Source organism: Polynucleobacter necessarius, from assembly GCF_900095215.1.
Classification (GTDB): domain Bacteria; phylum Pseudomonadota; class Gammaproteobacteria; order Burkholderiales; family Burkholderiaceae; genus Polynucleobacter; species Polynucleobacter necessarius_H.
In genome coordinates this window covers 178,320-193,179 of record NZ_LT606949.1, presented here as the reverse complement: position 1 = coordinate 193,179, position 14,860 = coordinate 178,320, and the positions used below count along the sequence as shown (strand labels likewise).

Below are 14,860 nucleotides of genomic sequence, written 5' to 3'. Positions count from 1 at the left end.
GCTTTGTTAGTTACCTGCCACTATAGACATCACCGCCATACGTACCGCGATTCCAAAGGTGACCTGATTCAAGATAACCAATTGCGGGCCATCAGCCACTACCGAATCAATCTCCACACCGCGATTCATGGGGCCTGGATGCATCACGATAGCGTCTGACTTCGCTAAAGCTAAGCGTGTAGGTGTTAAGCCATACTGCTTAAAGAAAGCATCGCCTTCGGGAACTTGCCCCGCATCCATACGCTCCTTTTGGATACGCAGCGTCATCACCACATCAACATCCTTTAAGCCCTCTTCCATCGAATAGAAAACCTTAACGCCCAGCATCTCCAAATCGCTTGGCAACAGGCTTTCTGGACCAATAGCGCGGATATCTTCACAACCCAAAGTAGTGAGCGCATGAATATTCGACTTGGCTACACGACTATGGACAATATCTCCCACAATTGCCACCTTCAGGCCTTTGAAGCTCTGCTTAAAGTGGCGCATCGTATACATATCGAGCAAACCTTGAGTAGGATGCTGATGACTACCATCGCCCGCATTCACCACGTGCACATGCGCTGGCACATGGTTAGCAATTTCAATAGGGGCTCTCGATACGCTATGACGCACAACGAAAATATCCGCTTGCATCGCCACTAAACTATCAATAGTGTCGAGAAGACTCTCACCCTTAGCGGTAGATGAAGTAGATATGTCTAAATTAATGACATCTGCTGATAAACGTTTGGCGGCAATTTCAAAAGTGGTTCTAGTGCGGGTTGAGTTCTCAAAGAACAGATTAAATACGCTCTTGCCCCTAAGCAAGGGAACTTTCTTTACCTCACGCGATGGATCAGTAACACTCACAAACTGCTGAGCCGTATCTAATATATGAATGATTTGCTCTTTTGGTAAACCCTCTAACGTCAGAAGATGGGTGAGCTCACCGGCAGTATTAAATTGATTAACTGGCTGATAAATTGAACTCATCACTCGCGCTCCTCTAGTACGAAGCTGAATTTTCCAGCCACATTTTTTTCTAAAACCAGAATTTGGTACTCTGGGACATGGAGCGCTTCACCCACAAAATTAGCGCACACTGGAAGCTCTCGATTACCGCGATCAGCTAAGACCATTAACTCAACCTGCGCAGGACGACCAAAATCAAATAATTCATTCAAAGCCGCTCTTACTGTTCTTCCAGTCAACAAAACATCATCAATCAAAATCACCTTAGCGCCATTCACATCAAATGGCAAATGCGTTGTCATCGTGCTGGCAGTACGCAGCGCTGTCATACCCTTTTCAGCATAATCATCTCGATGAAAAGCCACATTGATCACGCCATAGTGTGGCAAATTCAAATCTTTAGCCAAACGCTCAGCGATCCAAGCACCACCCATCGCAAGACCCACTAACTCAAAAGAGTCTACCTGCTTAATCTCACGTAGTTTTGCTAGTAATTTTGCGTATAACTGTTCTGCGTTCATTCTTTAATCTACACCGTATCAATACTACATTTTCAATCGACAGTTTTTGTATCTAAATTACTTTCCAAGCTTGTCTCTAGCTCTGAAAAATATTGCTCCAAAATCAAAGCCGCCGAATTCGCATCTAGATTGTCCCGCATTCGGGCATCGCCCGCTAAAACTGCCGAGGTATAGCGCTCATCCACCCAGGCTACTGGCAACTGAAAACGGCCGTGCAATTGATTGCCGAAGCGGGTTGCCTTAGCGGTCATCTCATGGGGCGTGCCATCAGGATGTGTAGGGCGACCTACTACCAGCTGATTAGGATGCCAGTCAGCCAGTAGAGACTCTATATCTCTAAATAAAGCATCGCTATTAGCTGCGGTAATGGTCTTGAGAGCTTCACCTGCTTTTGTTACTGAATTCCCAACTGCTATGCCTACACGGCGTGTTCCATAGTCAAATGCCATCACCGTCATGAGAACATTGGACTTAAGCATGGCCCGCTTCCCCAGAAAGGTCGGATGGCCCAAACCCCAAATGATGCATCGCCTTTTGATAACGCTGGCTTGAAGGGGTATTAAAGATGATGTCCGTCATTTGTTCACGCGTCAGCGGCACATTAATCCAGTCATTCAGGGTGATTTCTTCTTCGAGCTGACCAGCACCCCAGCCGGCATAGCCTAGAGTCATTAAAAACTGATGCGGCCCTTCACCATCCGCCACCGCCTCCAACACATCCTTGGAAGTGGTCATTGTTAGTCCACCAGGAATAATAAACGAGGAACTATAAGAAAGCTGGGGATTAGATTCATGCAACACAAATCCGCGCTCAATTTGAACGGGGCCGCCAAAGTGCACAGGCTGATCTAGCAGGGGAGCGATTTCTAATTTGAGATCGATTTTGTCAAAAAGAGTACTCAAATTGACTTCTGTTGGCCTATTAACGACCAAGCCCATCGCGCCTCTCTCAGTATGCTCAAAGAGGTGAATCACTGAACCCGCAAAGTTAGGGTCCACCATCCACGGCATAGCAATTAAAAATTGATTGGCCAGGTCATCTGCGGAAAAGGAAATAGAGGACTCCGGCATAGACGCTCAGTCTGAAGCAGTGGGCGCTTTTTTAGCGGAAGTCATGAGGTCTATTTTACCGAATATCTAGATTTTTCCAGTAATCCAGTAGGCGAAAAGGGCAACGGCCTCATGTATGACGTCATGCCAATTTTGCGCGCCATCTACCAAATCAAATTCGGTCCACTGAAGGCTGTTAGCAGTCTGGTAGTCCACCGGTACTGGCAATAATGACAAACCCTGTTTTTGAAAGATTTTTACTGACCGGTACATATGACTAGCCGAAGTAATTAATAACCAGTGTTTTAACTGCCCCGGTTCGTCTTTGACTCCATATTTCTCAATCAGGGGCTTCATATAAAGCACATTCTCATAGGTATTACGCGATTGATTTTCATAACAGGCCTTTTCTTCACTTAAGTCCTGCTCTTGAATCAATTGCTTGAAGGCGTCTGCCTCGCGGATATACCTTTTGTGGTAATGCGTCCAGAGTAACCACTAAAAACATACGGCAGCGTTGGATTTTTACGAATCAACTCAAATGCTTTTGTCACTCGCTTCACGGAGGAATGAATCGATATCTCACCCCGATCTACCGCAATTTCCCCACCTTTGATTGCCCCGCCCAAAATAACGATGCCGCCGACCTCATTCGCCAGATCTTTGGATAGCTCCACCTTAGGGATAAGATTTTCCATGCCTCTCAATACGACTTCGGAGGCTGGCAACCAACCGACCACCAATAAATCCAATAACGCCAGCAATAAAAAGCGCTTGTTTGGCTCCACCGTGATCTTCGTCTTTATGACCATACCGCCCTTCACCACGCCCTCAAGGAAAGTGAGCAGGTCTGGCCTACCTTTATCTTCGATACGGAGATTCTGAAACCGCTAGTAAAGGGTGAGCTCGACGCCAATGGCTTAAAACATGAGCGCCGGGTGGATTTCATTTGGCAAGGCATTAAACAAATAGATGATCAACTACGCACTCAAGGCGGAGGCCTCATTGTGCGCTTTGGCAATCCTATTGAGTGCATTCCACAAATTGCCAAAGAATTGGGTGTTGCAGCTGTCTTCACCAATCATGACTACGCACCTTCGGCCATCGAACGCGATAAAACCGTCAAAACGACATTAGAAACACAAGACATTGCTTTTTCAACTTTTAAAGATCAAGTTATCTTTGAGAAAAAAGAAATTCTCACTAACTCTAATACCGTTTTTTCAATCTTTACGCCCTACAAAAATAATTGGCTTAAGACGCTTCAAGAAAAAGACCTGACCGCTTATGAGTGCAACCCAAAACCTGGTCAACTGGCGGCCATACCTAAAAAATTAGCCGAGCCATTCCCCTCTTTGCAGTCCATGAGTTTTTGTCCTACCGCCATCGCAAGCTATTTGCCACCTGGCTCAGAAGGCGGACAAGCCTTTTTAGAAGACTTCTTACAACGTATCGATCAATACCAAATCGGTAGAGATTTTCCCGCAATTAAAGGGGTAAGTTATCTATCCACTCACTTGCGTTTTGGGATGCTATCCATCAGGGGCTTAGTGCGTGAAGCCCATCGAAAAATGCTCGCAGGCAGTATGGGCGCAACCATTTGGTTAAACGAACTCATCTGGCGTGATTTTTTATTTCATGATTCTGGCCAATCATTCACGTTTAGCAGCGAGCGCATCATTTAAACCCGACTATGACAATATCGTTTGGGAAGGCGGTGCTACTGCTAAAAAATTATTTACCGCTTGGTGCGAAGGTAAAACTGGTTATCCATTAGTTGATGCAGCAATGCACCGGCTCAATCAAAGTGGCTATATGCACAATCGTTTACGCATGGTTGTCGCCAGTTTGCTGACAAAAGATTTAGGCATCGATTGGCGCTGGGGTGAAGCCTATTTTGCCGAGCACCTCAATGACTTTGAGCTCTGCTCCAATAACGGAGATTGGCAATGGGCCTCCTCATCCGGTTGCGATGCCCAGCCCTATTTCCACATCTTTAATCCCATTACCCAGTCGGACAAGTTTGACCCTGAGGGTAAATTCATTAAACGCTATCTTCCGCAACTGGAAACACTCTCCAAAAAAATCGATGCACGCCCCTTGGAAAGCTGGTCATATCGAGCTAGAGGCCGCAGGCATCAGCCTTGGAAGAGATTACCCAATGCCAGTTTTTGAGCATGATGAAGCGCGCAAGAAGACTCTGGTGCGCTATAGCGTTGTGAAAAAAATCGCTTAGCATCTAAAATATCTCCCGGTTTCCGCTTTAAGATGGGGTATGAGCAAGATCTATGCCATAGGTGATGTCCAAGGCTGCGCATCTTCGTTAAAAGCCCTAATCAAAAAGCTTCCAGCCAAATCTAAAATGATTTTTTTGGGGGATTTAGTCAATCGCGGTCCAGACTCCCTGGGCGCATTGCGCTACTTAAAAACCATACAAGCATCCGGTCGCGCTGAATGCATCTTGGGTAATCATGATTTACACCTTCTCGCGATTGATGCCGGTCTTCGCAAAACCAAAGGACTAGATACGGTTGCGCCCATTTTGCATGCCCCCGATCGCACTGAATTGGTTGATTGGTTACGAAAACGTCCTATGGCCTTGAGCAACGGTAATGTACTGACTGTTCATGCAGGAGTGCTGCCGCAATGGGATTTACAACAAACGATTGAGTGCGCACATGAGGTAGAAAAAGCTTTGCGTAGTAAGTCCTATAAAACCTTTTTAGCCAATATGTATGGCAATACTCCAACGAAATGGAGCAACTCATTAAAGGGCTATGATCGCTTGCGAGTGATCACGAATGCATTAACCCGCATGCGCTTTTGTAGCCCTACTGGCCAAATGGAGTTTGAAAGTAAAGAGGGTTTAGAAGATGGTCCCGAGGGTTATACCCCTTGGTTTATGGCGTCCAATAGAAAAACCACGGATACCTTGATTTACTTTGGACATTGGTCCACATTGGGGCTGTTACGCAAACACAATGTCATTGGCCTAGATACTGGTTGCGTTTGGGGCGGAAAACTCACTGCTCTTGAAATCGCATCTGCAAACAAAGACAGCAAGAAATTACAAATCATTCAAGCGGATGGTTATGACCACCCACTCAGAATGTAAATCATTGCAAATTTTTATCTTTAAAGCCTAAAGCTTTTTAAATGAATTTTCGGCAGCGGAAATAATTTCATCTAATACCGCGTTGTCATGCGCAATAGAGGTAAAGCCCGCTTCGTAGGCTGATGGCGCCAAATAGACACCCTCATCCAGCATCAGGTGGAAGAACTTCTTAAAGGCATCAATATTAGTTTTTGTCACTGCCTCATACGAGTTGGGTACATAATCGGCAAAGTAAAACCCAAATATGCCGCCAACACTGTCTACCGCAAAAGAAATCTTATTTTTATCGGCAGCTGCTTTTAAACCAGCCATGAGTTTTTCAGTCTGGCCAGTTAAGCACTCGTAGAAACCTTCTCTGGCAATAATCTCTAAAGTCTTTAAGCCCGCGGCTACAGCCACCGGATTGCCCGAGAGGGTGCCGGCCTGATACACATTACCTAGCGGAGCAAGCTTGGACATAATTTCTTTTTTGCCACCAAAGGCTGCCATCGGCATGCCGCCGCCCATCACTTTACCTAAACAGGTTAGATCTGGAGTAATACCTTGCAAAGACTGTGCACCGCCTAAAGCAACTCGAAAGCCAGTCATCACTTCGTCGTAAATCAATACAGCGCCATGCTTGCTGGTCAGATTACGAATAGCGGATACAAATTCTTTTGAAGGTTTAATCAAATTCATATTGCCAGCAATCGGCTCAATGATGACTGCGGCAATTTGATCACCCTGCTTTTTGAATACCTCTTCAATGGCTGCAACATCGTTGTACGGCAGCACCACAGTATGTTTCACTAAATCCTGCGGCACCCCACCAGAAGATGGCGCATTTTGCGTAGAATCCGCAAAAGTGAGCAATCCTGACCCAGCTTTCACTAGTAGGCTTGCAGCATGTCCGTGATAGCAACCCTCAAACTTGATAATCAAATCACGACCGGTATAGCCACGAGCCAAGCGCAAAGCACTCATCGTCGCCTCAGTTCCACTAGAGACCATGCGCACCTGTTCAACACTAGGCATTAAGGCGCAAATGCGCTCTGCTAATTCAATCTCGCCCTCTGTGGGTGCGCCATAACTAAAGCTGGTTTCAGCGGCCTTTTGAACCGCTGCCACTACCTCTGGATTTGCATGGCCCACAATCATAGGTCCCCAAGACATAATTAAATCGATATAGCGCTGATCATTAGCATCCCAAAAATAAGGGCCTTTGGCTTTAGCAACAAAACGTGGTGTTCCACCAATCTGCCGGAAAGCCCTCACTGGAGAGTTCACACCACCAGGGATGGTTTTTTGTGCGCGCTCAAACAGCGCTTCGTTTTGATCCACTTGTGCCATCGTTATTTCTAATTAAATTGCCATCATTTCAAAATCTTCTTTACGGGCACCGCACTCTGGACAAGTCCAGTTCATTGGCACATCTTTCCATAGAGTTCCTGGCGCAATGCCTGCCTCTGGTAAGCCCGCGGCTTCGTCATAGACCCAGCCACAAATCAAACACATATACGTTTTCAATTCCATTGCCTGCTCTCTCATGTTCTTTTTTCTTCAAGCAACTTAGCTTATTTTATGACCACTTAAGTGAGTCGTTTAGCATGCATCTCAAACTTGAATAAACGACATTCAATAGGACCATTAAACATGGGTGTGTGCTTAGACTCTTTAATACGCAATTGGCCTGGCAGGGCCATATCCGCCGTCAGCACAAATATATTCCAGCCACCAAAATCATCTTTGAGATGTTGTCCAAACTGACGCAAGAACTCAACAAATTTCGGATCTTGCTCTTCCTGTGCCTGCAATTTCTTTAGCGATTCACGACTGGAACGTTTCGCACTTTGACGCCCTGTCTCCAGATTCATTTCAAAGCGATTTTCCGGTTCATCGGCATAGCTATCGTTTGCATCTTGATTGGAGACGCACTCCTGACCACGACCACCCTTAATCACTAAGCGCTCACCATACGGCGGGTTTAATAACATCACCCCTTCATTCGCGTTGCCAGGAGGCTTAGCCGCTAAAGCATCGATCTGACGAACTGCCGGTTGATCGGGCAATTGCGCTCTTTGCCAATTGCCTTTGAACATGGATACCAACTTCTCATTGATATCACCGCCAGAAATTTTCAAAGATTCTACGTTCGGAAGTTGCTTACGCTTTTCCAGCATCAGTGCCAGTGCCGCCTCTTTTAAATCGCCCCAGCGCTTTTGCTCGGCAGCCTCATTAAATGGCTTGAGTCGCTGAAATCCAAACCCATGGGATGAAGTAAGCAAAGGACGATAAGCTAATCGACTCGGCTTAGCATCATCGCCATACATACCTGCACGAATGGCGCCAGGCGGAATGGATAAAGCCATCTGAGCAGCTTCAATTAAAAAGGTGCCGCTACCGCACATTGGATCAAATAAGGTTTTACCAGGCTTCCACGCAGTGAATGACAAAATACCAGCTGCTAAATTTTCTTTTAGTGGCGCATCACCTTTTTCATCACGCCAACCGCGCTTAAACAAAGCTTCACCAGAAGTATCCAAATAAATAGTTACTTGAGTTGCAGTTAAATGCGCCTGTACCCTGACATCCGGAAAGGCCGTATCAATACTTGGACGATCTCCCGTCACATCACGCAAGCGATCAACGATGGCATCTTTAATTTTGAGGGTTGCGAAATTTAAACCCCTTTTTAATGGAGAGCGATGCGCAGTGACATCAACTCGCAAAGTTTGCTTAGAAGTAAACCACTCTTCCCACGCGAAACCACTAGCTAATTTATATAAACCCTCTTCTTGTCTGTAGGGTGATTGGGCCATTTGCAATAACACCCGACTTGCAATACGAGAATGCAAGTTCAATGCCATAGCCGCGGAAAGCGGCGCGGCAAGACCGACACCACCAGTAGGACCAGTCGGAGTGGGGTCTATTACCCACACCCCCAAAGCCTTACATTCTGGGCGTCCAGCGATATCAGCTAGCTCCTGGGCAAGCGGCACCTCTAATCCACCTGGACAAACGACAAAAAATCTCATGGGGCTAACAATCTTGCAATTGGGGGGGTATTAGAAAGTGGAATGGTATTGGGCAGCATTCATCGGCTGACTTTAGAGCTTAGGGCTTAAAAAGCACTAGGGCGACAATAATGACCAGCAAGATTACGGGCACTTCGTTAAACCAACGAAACCATACGGCGGATCGCTTATTGATGATACCAGCACGAAACTTCTTCAGCAAGCTGAGGCACGTATGGTGATAACCAATCACCAAGATCACAAAAAATAGTTTGGCATACATCCAAACATCGCCCGCGCCAATACCAAAATAAAGCCAGAGCGTTAGGCCAAACAAAACCGCGGGAACCGCCAAGATCGTCATAAATCGAAAGAGGCGATCTGCCATACCCAAGAGTCTTGCATACGCTTCCGCATTTGTCTCTTCAGCTAAATTGACAAAAATTCTCGGCAGATAGAACAAACCAGCAAACCAGGAGGTAATAAATACGATGTGCAAGGTTTTTACCCAAAGGTAGGCATTGCTCATATAAGTTATCTAGTGATTTTTATTATTTCTGCTTATTTTTATTGATTTAAGTCCGAATCTCGCCGTGACCCATGACCACGTACTTCAATGAGGTCAAGCCATCGAGGCCAACTGGGCCGCGGGTATGCAGCTTGTCATTCGAAATACCGATTTCAGCACCGAGGCCATACTCAAAGCCATCCGCGAAGCGTGTGCTCGCATTGACCATGACGCTGGCGCTATCGACTTCACGCAAGAATCGGTCAGCCTGCGCCTTGTTATTGGTGATGATGGCATCAGTATGCTTACTCCCGTATTGCTCAATATGATTCATCGCCTCATCAATATTGGCCACGGTCTTAATCGACAAGATTGGCGCTAAGTACTCGGTCTGCCAATCTTCTTCTTTAGCATCTACTAACTTCTGAAAGCCATTGGCTTCAAGTGTTTTGCGAGTGAGTTGATCCACTCGTAGCTCGACACCTTTATCTTGATAAATCTTACAGAGTGTAGGCAATACTTTTTGCGCAATCTCTTGATTAACAAGCAAGGTCTCCATTGCATTGCAAGGCGCATAGCGCTGGGTCTTGGCGTTCTCACATACTTTAACGGCCATCGCCACATCAGCATCAGCGTCAATATAAGTGTGGCAGATACCATCTAAATGCTTAATCATTGGTACACGTGCTTCCGCCATTAAACGGGCAATCAAGCTCTTGCCGCCACGCGGCACGATCACATCGATATATTGAGTCATGGTGATCATTTCACCAACAGCGCTACGATCCGTAGTGGTCACCACCTGCACTGCATCCTTAGGCAGGCCTGGGGCAGCTAAGCCATCCTGAATAATTTCGGCCAATAAAGTATTGGAATCAATGGCTTCAGAACCGCCACGCAGAATTACCGCATTACCTGACTTTAAGCACAAGGCAGCAGCATCAATAGTGACATTAGGACGTGATTCATAAATGATGCCAATCACGCCCAGTGGAACACGCATCTGACCTAATTCAATTCCTGATGCTTGCTTTTGAAAAGTTGAAATTTTTCCAATAGGATCTTCCATAGAAACAATTTGCTCCAAACCTAAAGCCATGGTCTCAATAGTTTTAGGGGTCATAGTTAAGCGATCAACAAAGACTGCATCTTGTCCATTTGCTTTCGCACGCTCAACGTCCATCTGATTAATCTTCTGAATCTCATCTGCTTGCTGACGAACAACTTTAGCGATATGTAACAAAGCCTGATTCTTTTGCTCACTCGATGCACGCGCCATTGCGCGCGATGCAGCCCGTGCTCGAATGCCAATGTTTTGCATCATTTCTTGTATAGCTGAACTCATTTTTATTCTCTTGTTACTCTCTAATTCACTTTTGTATATTTGCTTTATTTACTTCTTAACGCAATAAATGCCCAACTAAACGCAAACCATCCCAGGGATCCGCAGGCAACTCTGCCGCATGCAATCCCTTAACTTGGCGGTCTAAACCGGCAGCAACCTGCATTGCTCTGCGCAACTTGAGGGGCTGCACCCTTCTTAATGCCGCTGGGTATAAACGTTCTTTATTGCCCCAAATTCGGTTTGCACGCATCAAGTTCTGCACAGACTCACCCGCATCACTGGCTGCCTTTAATTTAGATAGTATCCGAAGCTCTTCAGTTACGCTCCACAGAATCAATACCAGCGGCTCACCCTCGCCTTTTAGGCCATCTAACATGCGATTGAGCCTCGCCAGATCGCCAGCAAGCATTGCTTCGGTTAATTCAAAGACGTTATAACGCGCCACTTTCAAAATGGAGGAACGAATTTGCTCTTCAGTGAGTTTTCCAGTGGGGTAAAGCAGTCCGAGCTTCAAAATCTCCTGGTGAGCAGCAATCAAATTACCTTCCACTTGATCGGCGATAAATTCCAATGCACGCTGACCTTTTTGCCCTGCTTCCACTTCTTGTTCTTGACGCTTTAATCGTCCTGCTATCCATTGCGGCAAATGGCTGCGATCCAAAGAATCAATCTGAATCGCCATACCGGCATCATCTAAGGCGCTAAACCATACGGACGTCTTTGTCTTGCCATCCAGGCGAGGTAAAACGATACACACTACCGTACCAGAACCTTCTGAACTAGCTCCCTGCGAAGCAATTTGAGCGGCGAATTGTTTTAAAGCATCTGCGCCATCACGCCCAGGCTTGCCAGTAGGTATACGTAACTCTACCCAACGCTTATCGCCAAACAGAGACATGGTTTGACCCGCATTTAATAGGGCGCTCCAGTCAAATCCGCGCTCTTGCAATAAGACTTCACGCTCGGTGAAGTTTTGTTTTTTGGCAGCAGATCGCAGCTGATCCATAGCCTCCATCATGAGCAATGGTTCATCGCCACTAAATACATAGAGCGGCAACATTGCACCCCCAGAGCCCAAGGATTTGAGGTGCGCTTGCAAAAAATCCACTTTAACCATGCCCTGAACTCGTCTCTAGAAAGCTCTTGATTGCGGCGCCCTTGCGGCGGCAACACGACGTAAGATTTGTATCGCTAAATCTTTACGCCTCAAAGTTAAGAATTTCTGAATTTGTGCATCGGTAGCCAAAACGGTCGATACCGTAAAGTCCATGTCTCTGGTCATGTAAATCTCTGCCTCAGGAACTATTTCAGATCCAGCTAAATCGTAAGCCCTGAAACCAACACGGATATTGAGTCGATATGCGGATACTTGACCATTCAAGTTGTAGGCCAAGATCTCGCGGCCATTAATATCGTTGGTAATTTCTAAAATCAGGTCAGCGCCTTTAGGATTAATAGCCACCTTTGCATCAGTGCCCGTCAGAATGGCAGTTTGCAGGTCGGCTCGCAATGGTGGGGATGGATTGCCTGTGATCGCGATGACCTTAAATGGTAAATCCACCATGCCGCGCAAACGATAGCCACAAGCGATCAACCCACTGAAGGGTGCAGTAGCCATGAAACCTAGAATTGCACGACGCAGGGAATTTACGCTCATATCTTTTTTCTATTTAAGCAACAATATTGACCAAACGACCAGGCACTACGATTACTTTCTTTGGTGCGCTACTATTTAAGGCTTTTTGAGCTGGCTCACTTTGCAAAGCTAAAGCCTCAATTTGATCCTTATTGGCATCTGCTGACACCTTAATATCGCCACGTAACTTACCGTTCACTTGCAACATCAAGGTCAATTCAGTCTGAACCAATGCAGCCTCATCCACAGAAGGCCAAGGGGCATCCAGCAAAAGACCAAAAGTCTTGGTATAGCCCAGCTCTTTCCACAATACATGGGTCATGTGCGGAACTACTGGATAAAGAACGCGCAACAAAACGCTTAAACATTCTCGCAACACCGGTACGCTAATAGCGGCATTTTGATCGAGCTTAATCGGCTCAAGAATATTGAGCATCTTCATTGCCGCGGAAACAACCGTGTTGTACTGACGACGTTGATAGTCAAAATTGGCTTGCTTCAAAATCGTATGGACTTCACGGCGCAGTTCTTTTTCAGCGTCATTTAAGTTGTTTGCTAATACATCTGACGCATCACGTAAGGCGGCCGCTTGACTGCTGGAGTACATCCATACTCGGCGCAAGAAACGGGAAGCGCCATCGACGCCAGCCCCAGACCACTCCAACTGCTGCTCAGGGGGAGCGGCGAACATCACAAACAAACGGGCAGTATCTGCGCCATACTGATCAATGAGAGCCTGAGGATCAACGCCATTGTTCTTACTCTTGGACATCTTCTCCACGCCACAAATGATTACCGGCGCATTAGAAGCGTCTCCAATCAATTGGGCGCCTTGAGGGCGGCCTTTTTCATCTAGATCTAATTCCACATCGAGAGGATTGAGCCAAGTCTTTTTACCTGAAGCATCTTCGGAGTAATAAGTCTCATTGAGAACCATGCCTTGGGTCAGCAAATTCTGGAAAGGCTCATCAAAAGTAATGAGATTGAGATCACGCATAACCTTAGTCCAGAATCGCGCATACAGCAGATGTAAGATGGCATGCTCAATACCGCCAATGTATTGATCCATAGGCATCCAGTATTCATTACACTCATCGACCATGGTTTTCGCATTAGGGCCGGTATAGCGTATGAAATACCAAGAAGAATCCACAAAGGTATCCATGGTGTCGGTTTCACGACGTGCTGGTTTACCGCATTTCGGACATTTCACATTCAAAAAATCAGCCCGCTTATTGAGCGGATTACCACTGCCATCTGGCACGCAATCTTCTGGCAACACTACCGGCAGATCGGCCTCGGGCACGGGCACTGCGCCACAACCTGGATTACCTTCATCGCCACAATGAATAATCGGTATCGGCGTACCCCAATAGCGCTGACGAGAGATGCCCCAGTCACGCAAGCGATAGGTGGTTTTGATCTCACCAATACCAAGTTTTCCTAATTCTTTAGCAACAGCACTGACTGCCTCGTCATGGGACAGACCATCAAACTGCGCGCTATTAAAGCAAACCGCATCATCTTTTTGAGCATACCAATCTTCCCAGCGTGTCGCATTAAACATAGGTGATTCACCTTTGCGGGCAATCACCTGCTTAATCGGCAAGTCATACTTGAGCGCGAAAGCAAAATCACGCTTATCATGCGCAGGCACACCCATCACTGCACCATCACCGTAAGACATTAAGACGTAGTTACCAACCCAAACTGGAACAGGCTTCTGCGTCAAAGGATGTGTGACATAAAGACCTGTAAACATGCCTTCTTTTTCTTGGGTAGCCAAATCAGCTTCAATAGCGCTACCTGTTTTGCATTTCTCAATAAATGCAGCAAGTTCTGGATTATTGGCTGCCGCTTTAGCAGCTAAGGGATGCTCAGCGGCTACAGCACAGAAAGTAACCCCCATAATGGTATCTGCACGCGTTGTAAAAACATACAGCAGACCATCTTGAATGACGTTGCCATGATCATCAGCAATGTCATGCTTAAAGGCAAAACGCACACCGCGACTTTTACCAATCCAGTTCTGCTGCATGGTCTTCACACGCTCAGGCCAACCCAGACCATCCAAACCGGAAAGCAACCGCTCAGCATAAGCAGTGATGTTGAAATAGTAGCCTGGGATCTCGCGCTTTTCCACTAAAGCACCAGAGCGCCAACCACGACCATCTATCACTTGCTCGTTTGCTAAAACCGTTTGATCGATTGGATCCCAGTTCACCACCTGAGTCTTACGATAGGCAATCCCTTTTTCTAGCATCTTCAAAAAGAGCCACTGGTTCCAACAATAGTAATCAGGATTACAGGTTGCTACTGCACGTGACCAATCGATAGCCAAACCCATCGCAGCCATTTGCTTCTTCATATAAGCAATGTTGTCGTAGGTCCATTTCGCTGGCGGTACTTTATTCTGAATCGCCGCATTTTCCGCAGGCATACCAAAGGCATCCCAACCCATAGGCATCAAGACGTTATAGCCCTGCATACGAAGCTGACGCACCATCACATCATTGATGGTGTAGTTGCGCACATGCCCCATGTGGAGCTTGCCGGATGGGTAAGGCAACATAGAGCACGCGTAGTACTTTGGCTTTTGCTTGCCTTGCGCATCCACCGCGCCCTCAACCACTTGATAGACTTGCGCAGCTTCCCAATCAGCTTGCGCTGCCGCCTCAATACTGCGGTAGTCGTAATCCTTACTCATTCTTAAACAACTCTTTTCTTCTATGTTTAAT

Annotated in this window: 15 protein-coding genes and 1 pseudogene; 2 read left to right on the top strand and 14 right to left on the bottom strand. The window is 46.4% G+C overall.

Annotated elements, in window-relative coordinates; translation table 11 throughout:
- Positions 1 to 6: 6 nt before the first annotated feature.
- From DXE35_RS01075 to DXE35_RS09405, 6 genes are all read right to left on the bottom strand, one after another.
- Positions 7 to 975, bottom strand: coding sequence for an aspartate carbamoyltransferase catalytic subunit (locus DXE35_RS01075; protein ID WP_114689254.1), 969 nt, complete (start codon positions 973 to 975; stop codon positions 7 to 9).
- The gene (gene pyrR, locus DXE35_RS01070) at positions 975 to 1,475 is read right to left on the bottom strand and encodes a bifunctional pyr operon transcriptional regulator/uracil phosphoribosyltransferase PyrR (protein WP_114689253.1); all 501 of its coding nucleotides are present in this window, start codon (positions 1,473 to 1,475) and stop codon (positions 975 to 977) included. The genes DXE35_RS01075 and pyrR overlap by 1 nt, the downstream gene beginning before the upstream one ends.
- A gap of 32 nt (positions 1,476 to 1,507) precedes the next feature.
- Positions 1,508 to 1,954 carry a Holliday junction resolvase RuvX gene (ruvX, locus tag DXE35_RS01065; protein ID WP_114689252.1) on the bottom strand — a complete coding sequence of 149 codons (447 nt, stop codon included), beginning with the start codon at positions 1,952 to 1,954 and terminating at the stop codon, positions 1,508 to 1,510.
- On the bottom strand, positions 1,947 to 2,546 hold the full coding sequence (locus DXE35_RS01060) for a YqgE/AlgH family protein (RefSeq protein WP_114689251.1): 600 nt from the start codon (positions 2,544 to 2,546) through the stop codon (positions 1,947 to 1,949). The genes ruvX and DXE35_RS01060 overlap by 8 nt, the downstream gene beginning before the upstream one ends.
- A 66-nt stretch (positions 2,547 to 2,612) precedes the next feature.
- Positions 2,613 to 2,963, bottom strand: coding sequence for a YdcF family protein (locus DXE35_RS09410; RefSeq protein ID WP_197713915.1), 351 nt, complete (start codon positions 2,961 to 2,963; stop codon positions 2,613 to 2,615).
- A complete protein-coding gene (locus DXE35_RS09405; protein ID WP_197713914.1) occupies positions 2,960 to 3,337 on the bottom strand; it encodes a YdcF family protein in 378 nt (125 codons plus the stop codon). The genes DXE35_RS09410 and DXE35_RS09405 overlap by 4 nt, the downstream gene beginning before the upstream one ends.
- Between DXE35_RS09405 and DXE35_RS01050 the strand changes: the two are divergent.
- Positions 3,296 to 4,761 (top strand): annotated as a pseudogene (locus DXE35_RS01050) (cryptochrome/photolyase family protein); the annotation flags it as partial. The gene DXE35_RS09405 and the pseudogene DXE35_RS01050 overlap by 42 nt on opposite strands.
- A gap of 39 nt (positions 4,762 to 4,800) precedes the next feature.
- Complete coding sequence (locus DXE35_RS01045; protein WP_114689250.1) at positions 4,801 to 5,640, top strand: symmetrical bis(5'-nucleosyl)-tetraphosphatase; 840 nt, start codon at positions 4,801 to 4,803, stop codon at positions 5,638 to 5,640.
- 27 nt (positions 5,641 to 5,667) lie between these two features.
- On the opposite strand, the gene hemL is transcribed toward DXE35_RS01045, so the two are convergent.
- The 8 genes from hemL to leuS form a co-directional block, all read right to left on the bottom strand.
- A complete protein-coding gene (gene hemL, locus DXE35_RS01040) occupies positions 5,668 to 6,960 on the bottom strand; it encodes a glutamate-1-semialdehyde 2,1-aminomutase (protein WP_174220949.1) in 1,293 nt (430 codons plus the stop codon).
- 21 nt (positions 6,961 to 6,981) lie between these two features.
- A complete protein-coding gene (locus tag DXE35_RS01035) occupies positions 6,982 to 7,152 on the bottom strand; it encodes a rubredoxin (RefSeq protein ID WP_114690333.1) in 171 nt (56 codons plus the stop codon).
- Positions 7,153 to 7,208: 56 nt separating this feature from the next.
- On the bottom strand, positions 7,209 to 8,654 hold the full coding sequence (locus DXE35_RS01030; protein WP_114689248.1) for a THUMP domain-containing class I SAM-dependent RNA methyltransferase: 1,446 nt from the start codon (positions 8,652 to 8,654) through the stop codon (positions 7,209 to 7,211).
- Between the two features lie 79 nt (positions 8,655 to 8,733).
- Positions 8,734 to 9,162 (bottom strand): CopD family protein, encoded by a 429-nt coding sequence (locus tag DXE35_RS01025; protein WP_114689247.1) that lies wholly within the window; start codon positions 9,160 to 9,162, stop codon positions 8,734 to 8,736.
- Between the two features lie 46 nt (positions 9,163 to 9,208).
- Positions 9,209 to 10,486 carry a glutamate-5-semialdehyde dehydrogenase gene (locus DXE35_RS01020; RefSeq protein WP_114689246.1) on the bottom strand — a complete coding sequence of 426 codons (1,278 nt, stop codon included), beginning with the start codon at positions 10,484 to 10,486 and terminating at the stop codon, positions 9,209 to 9,211.
- Between the two features lie 55 nt (positions 10,487 to 10,541).
- Positions 10,542 to 11,603, bottom strand: a complete 1,062-nt coding sequence (gene holA / locus DXE35_RS01015) for a DNA polymerase III subunit delta (protein WP_114689245.1) — start codon at positions 11,601 to 11,603, stop codon at positions 10,542 to 10,544.
- 15 nt (positions 11,604 to 11,618) lie between these two features.
- Positions 11,619 to 12,143 (bottom strand): LPS-assembly lipoprotein LptE, encoded by a 525-nt coding sequence (locus DXE35_RS01010; protein ID WP_114689244.1) that lies wholly within the window; start codon positions 12,141 to 12,143, stop codon positions 11,619 to 11,621.
- 13 nt (positions 12,144 to 12,156) lie between these two features.
- Positions 12,157 to 14,829 carry a leucine--tRNA ligase gene (leuS, locus tag DXE35_RS01005; RefSeq protein ID WP_114689243.1) on the bottom strand — a complete coding sequence of 891 codons (2,673 nt, stop codon included), beginning with the start codon at positions 14,827 to 14,829 and terminating at the stop codon, positions 12,157 to 12,159.
- Positions 14,830 to 14,860 lie beyond the last annotated feature (31 nt).

Coding starts and splice junctions, on each gene's coding strand:
- leuS (WP_114689243.1), bottom strand. CDS start 14,829: ATGAGTAAGGATTACGACTACCGCAGTATTGAGGCGGCAGCGCAAGCT.
- DXE35_RS01010 (WP_114689244.1), bottom strand. CDS start 12,143: ATGAGCGTAAATTCCCTGCGTCGTGCAATTCTAGGTTTCATGGCTACT.
- DXE35_RS09405 (WP_197713914.1), bottom strand. CDS start 3,337: ATGGTCATAAAGACGAAGATCACGGTGGAGCCAAACAAGCGCTTTTTA.
- DXE35_RS01020 (WP_114689246.1), bottom strand. CDS start 10,486: ATGAGTTCAGCTATACAAGAAATGATGCAAAACATTGGCATTCGAGCA.
- holA (WP_114689245.1), bottom strand. CDS start 11,603: ATGGTTAAAGTGGATTTTTTGCAAGCGCACCTCAAATCCTTGGGCTCT.
- pyrR (WP_114689253.1), bottom strand. CDS start 1,475: ATGAACGCAGAACAGTTATACGCAAAATTACTAGCAAAACTACGTGAG.
- DXE35_RS01025 (WP_114689247.1), bottom strand. CDS start 9,162: ATGAGCAATGCCTACCTTTGGGTAAAAACCTTGCACATCGTATTTATT.
- DXE35_RS01030 (WP_114689248.1), bottom strand. CDS start 8,654: ATGAGATTTTTTGTCGTTTGTCCAGGTGGATTAGAGGTGCCGCTTGCC.
- ruvX (WP_114689252.1), bottom strand. CDS start 1,954: ATGCTTAAGTCCAATGTTCTCATGACGGTGATGGCATTTGACTATGGA.
- DXE35_RS01045 (WP_114689250.1), top strand. CDS start 4,801: ATGAGCAAGATCTATGCCATAGGTGATGTCCAAGGCTGCGCATCTTCG.
- DXE35_RS01060 (WP_114689251.1), bottom strand. CDS start 2,546: ATGCCGGAGTCCTCTATTTCCTTTTCCGCAGATGACCTGGCCAATCAA.
- DXE35_RS01035 (WP_114690333.1), bottom strand. CDS start 7,152: ATGGAATTGAAAACGTATATGTGTTTGATTTGTGGCTGGGTCTATGAC.
- DXE35_RS01075 (WP_114689254.1), bottom strand. CDS start 975: ATGAGTTCAATTTATCAGCCAGTTAATCAATTTAATACTGCCGGTGAG.